Annotated in this window: 16 protein-coding genes and 3 tRNA genes; 9 read left to right on the top strand and 10 right to left on the bottom strand. The window is 52.9% G+C overall.

Features of this window, described 5'->3' with window-relative positions; genetic code table 11:
• Positions 1-191: 191 nt before the first annotated feature.
• The gene (gene sdiA, locus V1566_RS17190; RefSeq protein ID WP_395304088.1) at positions 192-914 is read left to right on the top strand and encodes a transcriptional regulator SdiA; all 723 of its coding nucleotides are present in this window, start codon (positions 192-194) and stop codon (positions 912-914) included.
• Between the two features lie 66 nt (positions 915-980).
• Here sdiA and V1566_RS17185 read toward each other — a convergent pair whose 3' ends face one another.
• On the bottom strand, positions 981-1,205 hold the full coding sequence (locus V1566_RS17185; RefSeq protein ID WP_008500345.1) for a DUF2594 family protein: 225 nt from the start codon (positions 1,203-1,205) through the stop codon (positions 981-983).
• A 465-nt stretch (positions 1,206-1,670) separates the two neighbouring features.
• Between V1566_RS17185 and uvrY the strand changes: the two genes are divergently transcribed.
• The 6 genes from uvrY (at position 1,671) to V1566_RS17155 (ending at position 5,207) form a co-directional block, all read left to right on the top strand.
• Positions 1,671-2,327 (top strand): UvrY/SirA/GacA family response regulator transcription factor, encoded by a 657-nt coding sequence (gene uvrY / locus V1566_RS17180; RefSeq protein WP_013096026.1) that lies wholly within the window; start codon positions 1,671-1,673, stop codon positions 2,325-2,327.
• On the top strand, positions 2,324-4,156 hold the full coding sequence (gene uvrC / locus V1566_RS17175) for an excinuclease ABC subunit UvrC (RefSeq protein ID WP_395304087.1): 1,833 nt from the start codon (positions 2,324-2,326) through the stop codon (positions 4,154-4,156). Before uvrY ends, uvrC begins: the two co-directional genes overlap by 4 nt.
• A gap of 56 nt (positions 4,157-4,212) precedes the next feature.
• Positions 4,213-4,761 (top strand): CDP-diacylglycerol--glycerol-3-phosphate 3-phosphatidyltransferase, encoded by a 549-nt coding sequence (gene pgsA / locus V1566_RS17170; RefSeq protein ID WP_023312285.1) that lies wholly within the window; start codon positions 4,213-4,215, stop codon positions 4,759-4,761.
• 152 nt (positions 4,762-4,913) lie between these two features.
• Positions 4,914-4,989, top strand: a tRNA-Gly gene (locus V1566_RS17165).
• A gap of 46 nt (positions 4,990-5,035) precedes the next feature.
• Positions 5,036-5,109: transfer RNA gene (locus V1566_RS17160), tRNA-Cys, on the top strand.
• An 11-nt stretch (positions 5,110-5,120) separates the two neighbouring features.
• Positions 5,121-5,207, top strand: a tRNA-Leu gene (locus V1566_RS17155).
• A 393-nt stretch (positions 5,208-5,600) separates the two neighbouring features.
• Here the strand turns inward: V1566_RS17155 and V1566_RS17150 are convergent.
• From V1566_RS17150 to V1566_RS17120, 7 genes are all read right to left on the bottom strand, one after another.
• The gene (locus tag V1566_RS17150) at positions 5,601-6,080 is read right to left on the bottom strand and encodes a DUF2778 domain-containing protein (RefSeq protein ID WP_395304086.1); all 480 of its coding nucleotides are present in this window, start codon (positions 6,078-6,080) and stop codon (positions 5,601-5,603) included.
• Complete coding sequence (locus tag V1566_RS17145; RefSeq protein WP_370733055.1) at positions 6,077-6,568, bottom strand: Hcp family type VI secretion system effector; 492 nt, start codon at positions 6,566-6,568, stop codon at positions 6,077-6,079. Before V1566_RS17145 ends, V1566_RS17150 begins: the two co-directional genes overlap by 4 nt.
• Before the next feature lie 154 nt (positions 6,569-6,722).
• Positions 6,723-7,439 (bottom strand): ABC transporter ATP-binding protein, encoded by a 717-nt coding sequence (locus tag V1566_RS17140; protein ID WP_023336152.1) that lies wholly within the window; start codon positions 7,437-7,439, stop codon positions 6,723-6,725.
• On the bottom strand, positions 7,436-8,311 hold the full coding sequence (locus V1566_RS17135) for an ATP-binding cassette domain-containing protein (protein WP_395304085.1): 876 nt from the start codon (positions 8,309-8,311) through the stop codon (positions 7,436-7,438). The genes V1566_RS17140 and V1566_RS17135 overlap by 4 nt, the downstream gene beginning before the upstream one ends.
• A complete protein-coding gene (gene livM / locus V1566_RS17130) occupies positions 8,308-9,582 on the bottom strand; it encodes a high-affinity branched-chain amino acid ABC transporter permease LivM (RefSeq protein WP_395304084.1) in 1,275 nt (424 codons plus the stop codon). The genes V1566_RS17135 and livM overlap by 4 nt, the downstream gene beginning before the upstream one ends.
• A gap of 11 nt (positions 9,583-9,593) precedes the next feature.
• On the bottom strand, positions 9,594-10,508 hold the full coding sequence (locus tag V1566_RS17125; RefSeq protein WP_121424252.1) for a branched-chain amino acid ABC transporter permease LivH: 915 nt from the start codon (positions 10,506-10,508) through the stop codon (positions 9,594-9,596).
• A 99-nt stretch (positions 10,509-10,607) separates the two neighbouring features.
• Positions 10,608-11,729, bottom strand: a complete 1,122-nt coding sequence (locus tag V1566_RS17120; RefSeq protein WP_395304083.1) for a branched-chain amino acid ABC transporter substrate-binding protein — start codon at positions 11,727-11,729, stop codon at positions 10,608-10,610.
• Between the two features lie 425 nt (positions 11,730-12,154).
• Here V1566_RS17120 and V1566_RS17115 point away from each other — a divergent pair, with 425 nt between their 5' ends.
• Entirely contained in the window at positions 12,155-12,823 is a 669-nt protein-coding gene (locus V1566_RS17115) for a YecA family protein (protein ID WP_395304082.1), read from the top strand.
• A 228-nt stretch (positions 12,824-13,051) separates the two neighbouring features.
• Here the strand turns inward: V1566_RS17115 and tyrP are convergent, their stop codons facing one another.
• Positions 13,052-14,263, bottom strand: coding sequence for a tyrosine transporter TyrP (tyrP, locus tag V1566_RS17110; protein WP_395304081.1), 1,212 nt, complete (start codon positions 14,261-14,263; stop codon positions 13,052-13,054).
• 229 nt (positions 14,264-14,492) lie between these two features.
• Between tyrP and V1566_RS17105 the strand changes: the two genes are divergently transcribed.
• Positions 14,493-14,834: a hypothetical protein gene (locus V1566_RS17105; RefSeq protein ID WP_159514449.1), complete on the top strand. Its 342-nt coding sequence runs from the start codon at positions 14,493-14,495 to the stop codon at positions 14,832-14,834.
• 36 nt (positions 14,835-14,870) lie between these two features.
• Here V1566_RS17105 and ftnA read toward each other — a convergent pair whose 3' ends face one another.
• A complete protein-coding gene (gene ftnA, locus V1566_RS17100) occupies positions 14,871-15,368 on the bottom strand; it encodes a non-heme ferritin (protein WP_395304080.1) in 498 nt (165 codons plus the stop codon).
• Positions 15,369-15,436: the final 68 nt, after the last annotated feature.

Raw genomic sequence — 15,436 nt, 5'->3', positions numbered from 1 at the left:
AGCCTGGAGCAAATTATTCTCCCCCTGCGTGCCGTCCTTTGTTTTTTTATTCCATCCAGCACGGATAAACCTTATCGATAGTAAAGTTAATTGTGCTAATGCCGATATTTTGTAGTTAGAAAAAAGTTTTATGTGTTAGGTTATATTCACCATAATAATGATTATCTTTTCAGAGGCTTCATTTAGTAAGTATGAAGGATTCAGACTTTTTCACCTGGCGACGGGATTGCTCCCTCCGGTTTCAGGAATTGACCTGTGCCGACGAGGTATATCAGGAACTACAGCGACAAACTCAGACGCTTGAATTTGATTATTACTCGCTCTGCGTGCGCCATCCCGTACCATTTACCCGGCCTAAGATCGCTGTACATACCACTTACCCAAAGCAGTGGATGGCGCAATATCAATCCGCGAACTATTTCGCTATTGATCCCGTCTTAAAACCGGAGAATTTCATTCAGGGTCATTTACCCTGGACCGATGCATTATTCGCTGACGCGCAGGAATTATGGCATAGCGCGCAGGACCACGGTTTACGTTCGGGAATAACGCAGTGTCTGATGCTGCCTAATCACGCGCTCGGCTTCCTGTCGGTTTCCCGTACTAGTGTACTGGAAGGGCCGTTTGCCCGTGAGGAAATAGAATTGCGGCTGCAAATGCTGGTGCAAATGGCCTTAACTTCTCTGGTACGTTTTGAAGATGAGATGGTCATGCCACCCGAAATGAAATTCAGCAAACGCGAACGCGAAATTCTGAAATGGACTGCGGAAGGGAAGACCTCTGCGGAAATAGCGATCATTCTCTCCATCTCCGAGAATACCGTTAACTTCCATCAGAAAAATATGCAGAAGAAATTCAACGCGCCCAACAAAACCCAGATCGCGTGCTACGCGGCGGCAACGGGACTGATCTGACCGGATAATACGTTCTGCGTGACAGACGAGCGAACGGCTGAATGCACTGCATCCAGCCGTTTTTTGTTACTGGCGATAGGCCTGCTTGATTTGCTTAACGGTGTTAGCAAATACCGCAGATTCAGCCTGGTCTTCCATCTCCGCGATTTGTTTTTCCATTTTAATGATCACACGACCGGCATCCGCCTGGCCCATCGCCTGCAGCATCAGCGTCAGCAGCGCTTTCAGGCAGTTTACTTCCTGTGCCAGTTCCTGGTTATTCTCCGCAGTGGCAAATTCAGGTGTGCTCATTTATTTTCCTCATTATTAAACGGCGCTAAAGCGCGACGACGAAAGTCAAGGCGGCGGAGTATACCACAAGCTGAAGCAAAAAATGCAGCGGTTGTTTTTCGTACTTTTACGCGGATGTTTAATTGCGTAAACAGACCGTACCGGTAAACTGAACCGCTGTTATAGACTATTAATTGTTTATGCCGGTTCGCTTGCCGTTAATTATTGTTACAAAAATTTGAGATCTGTTTTTTTGCAGGGAAAGCCTGCACGTTTTTTGTAACTTTTTGAATACAGATGCTTAAAAAAAGCTGCAAAAGGCCTGTGTGCATGGACTCTCTTTCCACGGACTGTACAGCCTAATTTCCAAAAACGAGAGCAAAATCGAATAGCCGGTTTTTTAACGTTTTAATCTTGTGAGGAAAACCGTTAATATAAACCAAATTATCACTCAGTAGCGTTATCCCTATTCTGGAGACATTTCCTTTGATCAACGTCCTTCTTGTTGATGACCACGAACTGGTGCGCGCAGGGATACGACGCATTCTTGAAGATATTAAAGGTATTAAAGTTGCCGGTGAGGCGTGCTGTGGGGAAGATGCGGTAAAATGGTGCCGCACAAACTCGGCCGATGTGGTACTGATGGATATGAACATGCCCGGTATCGGTGGTCTCGAAGCAACACGCAAAATCGCGCGTACCTTTGTTGATACAAAAGTCATCATGCTGACCGTGCATACCGAAAACCCACTGCCTGCGAAAGTGATGCAGGCGGGCGCAGCGGGCTACCTGAGTAAAGGTGCTGCGCCGCAGGAAGTCGTCAATGCAATCCGTTCCGTATTTGCCGGACAGCGTTACATTGCTTCTGACATCGCTCAGCAGATGGCGCTGAGTCAGATCGAGCCCGAGAAAACCGAATCACCATTTGCGAGTTTGTCTGAGCGTGAATTGCAGATTATGCTGATGATCACCAAAGGTCAGAAGGTGAATGAGATCTCGGAACAGCTGAATCTCAGCCCGAAAACGGTGAACAGCTATCGTTACCGGATGTTCAGTAAACTGAACATTCATGGCGACGTCGAACTGACGCACCTGGCCATCCGGCACGGTTTGTGTAATGCGGAGACGTTGTTAAGTCAGTGAGTGATGTGTTCGATTCAAAAGCATTTCTGAAAACCGTAACCAGCCAGCCTGGCGTCTATCGCATGTATGATGCTGGCGGTACGGTTATCTATGTGGGGAAGGCAAAAGATCTTAAAAAACGTCTCTCCAGCTATTTTCGCAGCAACCTGGCCTCCCGTAAGACCGAAGCGCTGGTCTCCCTCATTCAGAATATTGATGTCACCGTCACGCACACAGAGACAGAAGCGCTGCTGCTTGAGCACAACTATATAAAGCTCTACCAGCCGCGCTATAACGTTCTGTTGCGTGATGATAAATCCTACCCGTTTATTTTTCTGAGCGGCGACACCCATCCGCGCCTCGCCATGCACCGCGGCGCAAAACACGCCAAGGGTGAATATTTTGGGCCGTTCCCTAACGGCTATGCCGTGCGTGAAACGCTGGCGCTGCTGCAAAAAATCTTCCCGATCCGCCAGTGTGAGAACAACGTTTACCGCAACCGCTCGCGCCCGTGCCTGCAGTACCAGATTGGACGCTGCCTGGGCCCCTGCGTGGCCGGACTGGTGAGTGAAGAAGAGTATGCGCAGCAGGTGGATTATGTGCGCCTGTTCTTAGCCGGAAAAGACGATCAGGTCTTAACGCAGCTGATCGCGCGGATGGAAAAAGCCAGCGCCGCACTCGAGTTCGAAGAGGCCGCGCGGATCCGCGACCAAATCCAGGCGGTGCGCAGAGTTACTGAGAAACAATTTGTCTCGAATACCGGTGACGATCTTGACGTCATCGGCGTAGCCTTTGACGCCGGCATGGCCTGCGTACACGTGTTGTTTATTCGCCAGGGCAAAGTACTCGGCAGTCGCAGCTATTTCCCGAAAGTGCCTGGCGGCACCGAACTGGGTGAAGTGGTGGAAACCTTTGTCGGCCAGTTCTATCTACAGGGGAGCCAGATGCGCACGCTGCCTTCTGAGATCCTGCTCGATTTTAATCTTGACGATAAAACCCTGCTGGCCGATTCGCTCTCTGAACTGGCGGGCCGTCGGGTCAATGTACAAACCAAACCGCGCGGCGACAGGGCGCGTTATCTGAAGCTGGCGCGAACCAACGCGGCGACGGCACTCACCACTAAGCTGTCGCAGCAGTCGACGGTGCACCAGCGTTTAACGGCCCTGGCGACGCTGCTGAAGCTTCCGGAAGTGAAACGGATGGAGTGTTTCGACATCAGTCATACGATGGGGGAACAGACGGTCGCGTCCTGCGTGGTGTTTGATGCAAATGGCCCACTGCGCGCCGAGTATCGCCGCTATAACATCACCGGGATCACGCCGGGTGATGACTATGCTGCCATGAATCAGGTGCTGCGTCGTCGCTATGGTAAAGCCATAGAAGAGAGCAAAATCCCGGATGTGATCCTGATTGACGGTGGTAAAGGGCAACTCGGCCAGGCGAAAGCGGTATTTGAATCGCTTGATGTTAGCTGGGATAAAAACCATCCGCTGCTGCTGGGCGTCGCAAAAGGGGCAGATCGTAAGGCCGGTCTGGAGACATTGTTCTTCGAGCCGGAAGGTGAGGGCTTCAGCCTGCCGCCGGACTCCCCGGCGCTGCATGTCATCCAGCATATTCGCGATGAATCGCACGATCATGCCATCAGCGGTCACCGCAAAAAACGGGCGAAGGTGAAAAATACCAGTAGCCTGGAAACGATCGAAGGCGTGGGGCCAAAACGTCGCCAGATGCTGCTGAAATATATGGGCGGATTGCAAGGATTACTCAACGCCAGCATGGAGGAAATTGCAAAAGTGCCGGGTATTTCGCAAGGGCTGGCAGAAAAGATCTACTACTCGTTGAAACATTGAGGGCTCTGTAGCAACATAGAGCTAAATTTTACTGACAACAAACAGTTACCGTCATTATGCAATTTAATATCCCTACGTTGCTCACTCTCTTTCGTGTTGTACTCATCCCGTTCTTTGTACTGGCGTTTTACCTGCCGGTCGTCTGGGCACCTTTCGCCTGCGCATTGCTCTTCCTGATCGCGGCGGTCACCGACTGGTTTGATGGCTATCTGGCCCGCCGTTGGAATCAAAGCACCCGTTTCGGTGCCTTCCTCGATCCGGTGGCAGACAAAGTGATGGTCGCTATCGCCATGGTGCTGGTGGCCGAGCACTATCACACCTGGTGGGTAACGCTGCCCGCGGCAACCATGATCGGCCGTGAGATTATCATCTCTGCACTGCGCGAGTGGATGGCGGAACTGGGGAAACGCAGCAGCGTGGCGGTCTCGTGGATTGGCAAAGTCAAAACGACGGCGCAGATGGCAGCGCTGGTCTGGATGCTCTGGCGTCCGAACGCCTGGGTTGAATGGGCGGGAATTGGTCTGCTGTGGGTAGCGGCAGTACTGACGCTGTGGTCCATGCTGCAATACTTGAACGCTGCGCGCGGGGATTTGCTTGATCAGTGATCGTTTCGCCGTAATTTTCAGCAAACGATCCGGGGATGCAAAAAATAACGTTGACTCATAACGTCATATCAGTAGAATGCAACGCATCGAACGGCGGCACAGCAAGCCGGACGATAATGAAATCAAGTGGTTAGACGTATACTTGATGACATGCGGGAATAGCTCAGTTGGTAGAGCACGACCTTGCCAAGGTCGGGGTCGCGAGTTCGAGTCTCGTTTCCCGCTCCAGATTAAAGACATACGCAGTAGCGGGTGTCAGTTTGAAAAGTTTTACGGCGCGTTAGCAAAGCGGTTATGTAGCGGATTGCAAATCCGTCTAGTCCGGTTCGACTCCGGAACGCGCCTCCACTTTCTTCCCTGGCCGGATGGTGGAATCGGTAGACACAAGGGATTTAAAATCCCTCGGCGTTCGCGCTGTGTGGGTTCAAGTCCCACTCCGGCTACCATGGGAAACAAAGAATAATCAAAGCAATAAGCAGTGTCGTGAAACCACCGAAAGGTGGTTTTTTTATTTCATTTGCGTTACTTCAGCATTTTCACTGTGCCATTTTCCGTTTCCGAGTCAAAAAAGCCTTCGAGGCCCTACGCCTGAAGGCTCATAAATCACATTCGTTTTACTACTTTCCTTACTAACAAACCAGTAAGAATTGCCGGAAGCAATCCAAACAAAGAGGCGATATCTACTAACGTATCCTCCAATTCTTCTATCCCGTATGTGCCGAAATGATCCATCACTGCATAAGCCCATTCGGCAGGTATCAAAATAAAAAGCCATCGCGTATATAAAAGAAAGCTGATAAGGCCGATTGCAAGGCTAATAATGATTTCTATAAAAGTCCTCATGTTACAGTTATTGTCCCGTAAGCTTTCAAGCTCGTGCAAGGTACCGGCATCATGGTTGTTTTCATGAGGGCGTCACGGAGATAGTCAAAGTCACTCAGATGGAGCAAGGTTATACATCCTTCGCTTAACCCCCTCGGGCCAATAGGATGAAGTCGAAAATGCCCGCGTCTCACTCCTTCAACAAAAACTTGATCATCTATTTGCCAGTCATCTTTATACAAGGCAAACCAGGTTGAGCGATCGGTGCCATAAACATTTTTAAGGGCAAAATCATTTAAGCTTCCTAACCTGCCCCCACTCTGTCGGTTCACAATGAAGTACCGTCCGGGCGGTATCGGACCGATTTCTGGCTTGCTTGCCATAGTCGGATTGTTTCTGCCGTAAAGTTGACCAGAGAATGCCGGAAAGTTTCCTACACCTGGAACGGTAAGGATAGATGACGGTAAGCCATTCAATGCATAGCGGGCAATAATCATGCTGTAACCCGAATATTCCAACCGTCAGTAAACTGGATGTTCCCGTCGCAGTGCTTCCAGGTTATTTTCTCGTAACGCAGTTCTATGGCCTCAAGATGGTTGTGTTTTTCCATTGAGGGATTTTTTACATTATGCATAACAGGCGTTATCCCTACGATTTTCACATTTTCTAAAAGCATGTTGAAATACTCAACTTCCTGCCCTGCATCGTTGACACGGTACCATTTGATTTCAGCTGATTTTAGGGTTTGGCCAGTTGCTACAGCCCGGTAAAGGTAGGGAGAGGATGAATCAAACTCTTTTTCGATTGTTAGTGGAGAGTGGATGCGGGTGCCGGTTAGTTTCCCCGTATTGCCATCGGTTGGAATGTGCAAACCATGACCGAACGATAAAACCTCAATACTACCTTCACGGTGCTGAACATCTACAGAACCTGTAATATTCGCACCTCCGTCATCTTTGAGCCATAAATATGCGGGTATAGCCATTCTGAACGCTCCTTTTCAGTGAGTTTGACGTTATTGTCAGAGACAAATAAATCAACAAGCTCAGGCCTTCTCAAGGCATTGCGTGCTATACTTTTCGTGAATATCACATTGTTATTTATATGAAAATATTTCTAATGGTTCCTTAGGTATCAAATCACACCCCACCCAAATAAGCCTTCCTCACCTCCTGATTCCCCAGCAGCTCCTCACCGCTGCCGCTCAGCCGGATCTGTCCGTTAACCATCACGTACCCGCGGTCAGACAGCTTCAACGCGTGATGCGCATTCTGCTCCACCAGAAAAATCGTCATCCCGTTACGGGCCAGCTCGCGCAGCGTCTGGAAGATCTGTTTCACCACTATCGGGGCTAAGCCCAGGCTCGGCTCATCCAGCAGCAGCAGCTTCGGACGGCTCATCAGCGCCCGGGCGATCGCCAGCATCTGCTGTTCCCCGCCGGACATGGTCATCGCGCGCTGCTTGCGTCGCTCCTTGAGGCGAGGGAACAGGTCGAACATGGTTTGCATATCCTCAGCGGCAAACTGGCTGCCGATGGGGATGGTCCCCATCAGCAGATTCTCTTCAACGGTCATATCCGGGAAGATTCGTCTGCCTTCCGGCGCCTGCGCAATGCCGCCGGACGCGACGTAGTGGGTTGATTTATGGCTGATATCTTCACCACCGAAAAGGATCTGCCCGTTGCGGATGCGGGGCTGGCCAAAGATGGACATCAGCAATGTCGATTTACCCGCGCCATTTGCGCCAATCAGCGCCACGGTTTCACCCTTATTGACCTCGAGGGAGACCTGCTTCAGCGCCTGAATGACGCCGTAAAACACATCCACCTCGCGAAATGCCAGCAGCGGTTCGCTCATAGGGTGACCTCGCTTTCGTCCGTACCCAGGTAGGCGGCAATGACCTTTTCATCATGCTGGATCTGATCGGGTTTTCCCCTGGCAATAACATCGCCGTGGTCGAGCACGATAATGTCGTCCGAAATCTCCATCACCATCCCCATATCATGCTCAATAAGTAATACCGTGATGTCATGGTGATCCCGCAGAAAACGAATAATGCTGCTCAGCTTATGCGTTTCAACCGGGTTCAGCCCGGCGGCGGGTTCATCCAGACAGATCATTTCCGGCCCGGTGCACATTGCCCGTGCAATTTCCAGACGCCGCTGCTGGCCGTACGACATCTCTCCCGCGAGGCGATTGGCGCACTCCACCAGATCCACCACTTCCAGCCAGTAGAAGGCTCTGTCCAGGGCGTCGCTTTCCGCCCGCCGGTATGCCGGCGTATTTAAGATCCCGGCGAGCAGATTGCGGTTAACGCGCATATGCTGCGCGACCAGCAGGTTTTCCACGACCGACATCTCGCGAAAAAGACGGATATTTTGAAACGTGCGCGCCAGTCCTGCGCGGTTAACCAGATGCGTTCCGCCAAACATTTTGTAGAACAGACGCTGCCCGAACTGCGCGGGATTAATCCAGTCACTCGGCTGGAATTTTTGTCCGAGGACCTGAATAACGTTGGTCGTTTTAGTGCGGGTATTAAATAAAATGTTGCCGCCGGAGGCCCTGTAGAAGCCCGTCAGGCAGTTAAACACGGTTGTTTTTCCCGCCCCGTTTGGCCCAATCAGTGCGGTAATAGATCCACGCTGCACGTCCAGGTTGACGTCGTTTAGCGCCTTAATCCCGCCAAAGTGCATCATCAGATGTTCAACGCGTAATATCGTTTCGTTCATGGCGCGATGCCCTTACGCACGGCAAACCCGCTGCGGTTAATGCGGATCAAACCGCGTGGACGCCAGATCATCATTACCACCATGAGCATGCCAAACAGCAGAACGCGGTACTCGGCAAAACTGCGTAACAGCTCTGGTGTTACCGTGAGCACAAAGGCGGCCAGCACCACGCCAAGCGTAGAGCCCATACCGCCCAGCACCACAATGGCGAGGATCAGTGCCGATTCAAAGAAGGTAAAGGAGGTTGGATTCACGAACCCCTGGTAGGTCGCGAAGAACACCCCGGCAATGCCCGCGGTCGACGCACCCAGCGTAAAGGCCGACAGCTTAACCAGAACATGATTTAACCCCATCGAACGGCACGCTATTTCGTCTTCACGCAGCGCTTCCCACGCCCGGCCAATCGGCATCCGCGTCAGGCGGTGCTTGATATAGAGCACCAGCATCACCACCAGGAACAGCACCGCGTAGATAAAAATAAACTTCATGTTCGGGTTGTAGGTCAGGTGGAAAAATTCGTGGAAGGGCACACCGCCTTCTTTCGCGCGTCGCCCAAATTCCAGACCAAAAAAGGTGGGGGGAGGGGCCGACACGCCGTTTGGTCCGCCGGTGAAGGTCAGCCAGTTGTTCAGTATCAGGCGAATGATCTCCCCGAACCCGAGGGTGACGATGGCGAGATAGTCACCGTGCATGCGCAGTACCGGGAAACCGAGCAGGGCGCCTGCGGCGGCGGCCATGATTGCCGCCAGCGGCAGCATGCTCCAGAAGCCTAAGCCGAGATACTGGTATCCCAGCGCCAGACCGTACGCCCCAATCGCGTAGAACGCGACATATCCCAGATCCAGCAGACCGGCCAGACCCACGACGATATTCAGCCCCAGGCCGAGAAGCACGTAGATCAGCCCGAGAATGGCGACGGTCAGCACATACTTAGTGGCAACAAACGGAAAGCAAATCGCAAGGGTAATCACCAGCGGAATAATCCAGCGCATGCGGCTTTTGTATTCCGGTGGCCGGACATATACGCCCGCGCTATCGGCTTCGAAACGCGCCTGGAAATGGGCGCCCGCGGCGGTACCTAAAAAGACGCTCAGCAGAAAACGCCCGAGCATGACGATGCCAACCATCCAGGCCAGTCGCTGCCCGGCGAAGTTAAAGCTGTACCCGTCCAGCACCACGCCCGCAATGGGGCCGAAGATTATCAGCGCAATCAGCCCGGAAAAAATCGCGTCCAGAATGCAGCGTTTAAGTGAAAAACCGTGTGATGTCATCAGTCTCTCCCTCACACCTTGGCCACAATCGGCCGCCCAAGCAGGCCCTGGGGACGGAAAATAAGGATCATGACCAGCAGGCCGAACGAGAAGACGTCTTTATAGTCCGAGTTCACCATGCCCGAGAATTGGGCTTCCGCCACGCCCAGGATAAGGCCACCGAGCATGGCGCCGGGGAGGGAGCCGATGCCGCCGAGTACCGCCGCAGTAAAGGCTTTAATGCCAATCACGAACCCGACGTAGAAATCAAAGGTGCCGTAATTCATGGTGATCAATACCCCCGCCAGACCGGCCATCGCCGCGCCGATGACAAAGACCAGCGAAATAATCCGGTCGGTGTTAATGCCCAGAATGGAGGCCATCTTACGATCCTGCTGTACCGCGCGGCACATCCGACCCAGCCGGGTATGGTTGATTATCCAGGTGAGCACCAGCATGCCGACAAACGAGGCAACCAGAATAAACACTTTGGTGTAGGTTATCTGCACGAACCCGTCGCCCAGATGCAGGCGTATAACACCGTCCAGCATGGTCGGCACCCCTTGCTGGCGCGGCCCCTGGCTCAGCTGCGCGTAGTTTTGCAGGATAAGCGACATCCCGATGGCGGAGATCAGCGGCGCCAGGCGCGTGGAGTTGCGCAGCGGCTTGTAGGCGATACGTTCGATGGTCCAGCCGTACACCCCGGTTACCACAATGGTGAACACCAGCGTCCCGAGGATCAGCAGCGGGAACGACTGCAGACCGAAGAAAGAGAGCAGCGCCAGGCCAATGGCGCAGAGATAGGCGGAAATCATATACACTTCGCCGTGGGCAAAGTTGATCATGCCGATAATGCCGTACACCATGGTGTAGCCGATGGCGATCAGGCCGTAGACGGAGCCCAGCGTTAAGCCATTAATTAACTGTTGCAGGAAGAATGTACTCATCTTAGCGCGCTCGTTTTATAGGCTGCGCGAGACGCGCAGCCTGATGTTTATTACGCGCCGACGGGCAACCCCGCCGACGTTGAGCGTGACTCCGTCCCGTTACTGCACTTCCTTATATTTTCCTTTGTCGTCCCACTGGTAAACCACGTAGTCAGACACTTTCAGATCGCCTTTGCTGTCCCAGGCTTTTTTGCCCATTACCGTGTCGACGGAATTGGCTTTCAGCCACTCGCTGGCTTTGGCGGAGTCCTTGCCACCGGTGGCCTTGAAGGCCGCGGCAATGGCCTGTACGGAGGCATAGGAGTAAAGGGTGTAACCTTCCGGCTCGAATTTACCGGCGCGGAATTTCTCGATAACCGCTTTACCGTCCGGGATAAGGCGCGGATCTTTACCGAAGGTCATGTAAATGCCGCTGGTGTATTGCGGGCCACCCGCGGCGGTCACCATCTCTTCGTTGACAATACAGTCGCCGGAGAAGAATTTCGCCTGCACGCCCTGTTCACGCATCTGGCGAACCAGCGGACCGGCTTCCGGGTGACAGCCACCGAAGAACACGACGTCCGGTTTTTGCGCGCCGATCTTCGTCACCAGCGCGTTAAAGTCTTTTTCACCGCGGGATAACCCCTCATACATCACATCCTGAACCCCGCGTTTCGCCAGCGCCGCTTTGGTGGCGTCAGCCAGACCCTGACCATAGGTGTCTTTATCGTGAATAATCACCACGCGTTTGGCTTTCAGCTTGTCGATGATGAAGTCGCTGGCAACCTGACCCTGTTGATCGTCGCGACCGCACATGCGGAACATATCGCTCATGCCACGTTCGGTGATAAGCGGGTTAGTCGAGCCGGGGGTAATCGCAATGATGCCTGCGTCGCTATACACCTCGGAGGCGGGCATTGTGGAAGAGGAGCAGAAATGGCCGACCACGGCGTTGACTTTATCCTGGTCAACTAAACGGTTGGCGACGGCCACGGCCTGCTTAGGTTCGCAGGCATCATCCCCCTGAACCAGTTTGATCTTCTCGCCGTTAATGCCGCCTGCGGCATTGATGTCTTCAGCGGCCTGCGTTGCGCCGTGCCAGTACTGATCGCCATAGGTGGCATTCGGACCCGTAAACGGCCCGGCCACGCCAATCACAATATCCGCCCGGGCGGAAAACGCCGTCACCAGGCAACCGGCCAACACAAGAGAAAGAGGAGTTCTGATAAATTTCAGCGACATTATTATGTTCCTTAGCAAAGAGGTTTTTGCACCACGGCGTAAACCCGAACGCCCGACGGCGCAGCCAATCCGAAACACGAGCAAGAACAAAATGCACTAAACGAACAAGATACAGACGGCATCCTGCATATTACGGCGAGATTTCCCTGCGCAGGGGCGCACGAAGAACATTAAGCAAAAACGTTGCCAGAATGGTTAACCCATTGACCAGCATGCGACATGTTTGAGTATAGAGCGCCGCGTTATGCCGCCTTGCGGGAGGAGAAGAAATTACAGCGGAGATCACATATCGTTAACAATAAAGCCCATAAGTTGTGCAAAGGTCACGATTTGCACGTTTTTGCAGCAATAAAGACCTAAACTTCAGCCCGGAGAGGGGTGAGATATGTGTTAGGATCGTTTCCTTTTTTGCAGGAGTATCAGCGATGACTGAAGGCCCATTGAATGAAAGCGAAATGGCGTGGCTTGAAGAGACATTAATGTCTTACGGTCATGATGACGCGTCCGTGATTGACGTGTCCGAACTGGACGGCATGCTTACCGCAGTGCTTTCCGGTCCTGTTGTCGTTGAGCCAGATGCCTGGCTGGTTGCGGTGTGGGGTGGCGAGAAGTACATTCCGCGCTGGAAAAACGATCGTGAGATGAACCGTTTTATCGATCTCTGCTTTAAGCATATGAACGATATTGCCGAGCGCCTGAGCGAGTACCCGGATCAGTTTGAACCGATGTTCGGTTATAACGACGTTGACGGTGAGAGCTATACCGTGGTGGAAGAGTGGTGCTATGGCTATATGCGCGGTGTGGCGCTGACGGACTGGTCAGCATTGCCGGAAGCCCTGAAGGCCGATCTTGAGGTGATTGCCCTGCACGGGACGGAAGAGAACAGCGAAAAGCTGGATGAACTGTCTGAAGATGAGTACATCGCCAGCATCGAGAGCATCCAGGCAGCGGCACTGCGTTTATATCAATACTGGGTAAACAACCCGCAGCAGCCGGAAGCGAAGAAGCCGATTGTGAACGGCACGAAGGTCGGGCGTAACGATCCGTGTCCTTGCGGCAGCGGGAAGAAGTTTAAGAGCTGCTGTTTGCACTGATCAATTTTTTATTAACTTGGGTGGATTTGTTTCGTTCACCTCCAGTCAGTAGAAAATAATACGATCTTTACCTGTGAACGAGATAAGGGGGCCACCGCGGCCCCCTTATCGATCCCCGCGGCCCCGCGGAAAATCGGTGCTTCGCACTGCGCTCACCTCCTGACCGTCTGCCTACGGTCGGCTCAACTCGACATCCTGTCTCGCTTCGCCTCTGGCGAGATGTACATTTCAACCCACTTCCGGCAGCATCCCGGCTGCAATCAACACCTGCACCAGAATAATCACCACCCCACAGCCAAACACAACGCACAGCAGCGGTTTTCCGCCCGCTACGCGATACCCTTGCTGCGGATGCTGCTGGCGGCTCTTCCACGCCAGCAGGGAAGGGAGCAACAGCGCCAGGATAGAGAGCGCCACTCCCGCGTAGCCCAGCGCCATCACAAATCCGCGCGGATAAAACAGCGCAAAGGCCAGCGGCGGCAGGAAGGTAATCGCCCCCGTCTGTAACCGTCCTGCGGCGGTATTGCGACGCTGGAACAGGTCGGCCAGATAATCAAACAGGCCGAGCGCCACGCCCAGGAACGAGGTTGCCAGCGCCAGGTCAGCAAACAGGTGCACCGCCAGCTCCACGTGCGGGGAGGTGACGACCTCGCGCAGTGCCAGCAGAAAACCGTTCAGGCCAGCGTGTTGCGCCATTAGCCCAATAAAGGTTGAAGAGTCAATGCTGCCCAGCGTCACCAGCTGCCAGAAAATATAGGCGATCAGCGGGATCGCGCTGCCGATAACAAAGACGCGGCGCAGCTTGCGGATATCGCCGTTCATATAGCTGACGATGCTCGGCACGCTGCCGTGGAAGCCAAACGAGGTGAAAATGACCGGGATCGCGGAGAGCGCCAGCCCTTTTTCCAGCGGCAGCGTCAGCAGGTTAACCTTATGCACGTGCGGCGCCAGCAGAACCAGCATGACAATCAGGAAGAGAATTTTGGCGCTGAACAGAAAACGGTTAAACAGATCGACCAGCGATGTGCCCACGCAGACCACGCCGCCGCCAATAAGCGCAAAGAAGATAGCCCCCGTCCCAGGGGTAATGTCAGAGCCAAACCAGTCGTTGACGCTAGAGGCGATAAGCTCCCCGGCGCCGCTGATATAGGCGGCGGTCAGGGCGTACATCAGGAACATCATGCTGAAGCCGGTTATCCACTGGCCGTAGCGCCCCAGATAGCGCGCCGCAAGTGAACCCAGACCGGTATCGGCGGGCACGTGCTGGTAAACCTCAAGCAGCAACAGTGCGGTGTAACACATCAGCGCCCAGAGCGTGCCCAGCAGCAGCAGGGTCATGCCAAATCCCACGCCCGCGGCTGCCAGGGGCATTGCCAGCATTCCTGCGCCAATTGTCGTTCCGGCGACGATAAAAATACTTCCCAGGGTTCTGTTTCTCACGCTTTCCTCTACACCGATGCTTAACCGCGACAAAATCTGCGGCGCAGAGTAAGGGAAAAGCCGTAATTCGTCAAATCACCGTTACAAGTAGTGTAATGAATACTTTACGAATTACTGACCCTCTGATCCTTTATAGGCTTATGCCTACTTCATAAGGGCAATATTGCTGCGCGACATTCCGGCGTAACGTAAACAATAAATATAAATTATCAAATTAAGTGAGGGTTTTATGGCGGGGGAGAATCCCTTTACCGCGGCATGGAGCCGGGGAGGTAACCTGTTGTGCCATGGTCACTGGATAATCAGCTGGCAGAACCAGCCCCTGATACTTCCCGAGTCCCGCCGCGAAAAGGATATGGGCACCTGGGCAATCTATTCGGTTATTGATCCTGAAGACGAAACCTTTGCACAAGGCTTACAGGAAGATGAGTGGATCATCGAGAATGTCGAGTGGTTAACGGATATGTTCTTCGAGGTGGGTATTCCGCTGGAGACGTCCAGCTACCGCTATTTTTACCAGGCCGTGAATCCCCATGACTGGCGCTGCACCAGCTGTGCGGGGTGTATGTAAATTAACGCGGTGCCGCACACCGGCACCGCGCTGCAATTAATTCTGCGTATCAAGAGTGGAAAGTTCTTTATCAATAAAGTAAAGACCTTCGCCGGATTTCCCGACCAGAGATAATTTATCCAGCACGGATTTAAACAGCTTCTCTTCTTCGTGTTGCTCAGCGACGTACCACTGCAGGAAATTAAAGGTTGGATAATCCTGGCTGGTCATTGCCGCATGAACCAGTTCGTTAATTTTCTGCGTGATCAGCTGCTCGTGCTCGTAGGTAGCGCGGAACAGTTCGTCGAGAGAATTATACTCAGCAAAGGGTGATGTTACGGTTTCAATGCATGGCAGGCTGCCCGTATCTGTCAGATAATCAAACAGACGCTGCATGTGGGTCATCTCTTCCTGAGCGTGACGACGCAGAAACGCGGCCGCACCTTCGAAACTGTGGTAGCTGCACCAGGCGCTCATCTGCTGGTAGAGCAGGGATGAAAAAAGCTCAAGGTTCATTTGCGCGTTGAGCTTGTCGATCATTTCAGTTTTCAGCATGGTGACGCTCCGGATTATTATTTCTGGTTCACAATGAGCGACACTATAATTTGTTATTTAATTATTTG

It is taken from the genome of Enterobacter sp. ECC-019 (assembly GCF_043974075.1).
GTDB classification, from domain to species: domain Bacteria; phylum Pseudomonadota; class Gammaproteobacteria; order Enterobacterales; family Enterobacteriaceae; genus Enterobacter; species Enterobacter asburiae_D.
The sequence above is the reverse complement of the archived record's forward strand: the minus strand, read 5'-3'. Positions and strand labels throughout refer to the sequence as shown.

Coding starts and splice junctions, on each gene's coding strand:
- V1566_RS17150 (WP_395304086.1), bottom strand. CDS start 6,080: ATGATTATTGCCCGCTATGCATTGAATGGCTTACCGTCATCTATCCTT.
- livM (WP_395304084.1), bottom strand. CDS start 9,582: ATGACATCACACGGTTTTTCACTTAAACGCTGCATTCTGGACGCGATT.
- V1566_RS17145 (WP_370733055.1), bottom strand. CDS start 6,568: ATGGCTATACCCGCATATTTATGGCTCAAAGATGACGGAGGTGCGAAT.
- V1566_RS17185 (WP_008500345.1), bottom strand. CDS start 1,205: ATGAGCACACCTGAATTTGCCACTGCGGAGAATAACCAGGAACTGGCA.
- V1566_RS17135 (WP_395304085.1), bottom strand. CDS start 8,311: ATGAACGAAACGATATTACGCGTTGAACATCTGATGATGCACTTTGGC.
- V1566_RS17120 (WP_395304083.1), bottom strand. CDS start 11,729: ATGTCGCTGAAATTTATCAGAACTCCTCTTTCTCTTGTGTTGGCCGGT.
- V1566_RS17140 (WP_023336152.1), bottom strand. CDS start 7,439: ATGAGCGAACCGCTGCTGGCATTTCGCGAGGTGGATGTGTTTTACGGC.
- pgsA (WP_023312285.1), top strand. CDS start 4,213: ATGCAATTTAATATCCCTACGTTGCTCACTCTCTTTCGTGTTGTACTC.
- V1566_RS17115 (WP_395304082.1), top strand. CDS start 12,155: ATGACTGAAGGCCCATTGAATGAAAGCGAAATGGCGTGGCTTGAAGAG.
- V1566_RS17105 (WP_159514449.1), top strand. CDS start 14,493: ATGGCGGGGGAGAATCCCTTTACCGCGGCATGGAGCCGGGGAGGTAAC.
- V1566_RS17125 (WP_121424252.1), bottom strand. CDS start 10,508: ATGAGTACATTCTTCCTGCAACAGTTAATTAATGGCTTAACGCTGGGC.
- sdiA (WP_395304088.1), top strand. CDS start 192: ATGAAGGATTCAGACTTTTTCACCTGGCGACGGGATTGCTCCCTCCGG.
- ftnA (WP_395304080.1), bottom strand. CDS start 15,368: ATGCTGAAAACTGAAATGATCGACAAGCTCAACGCGCAAATGAACCTT.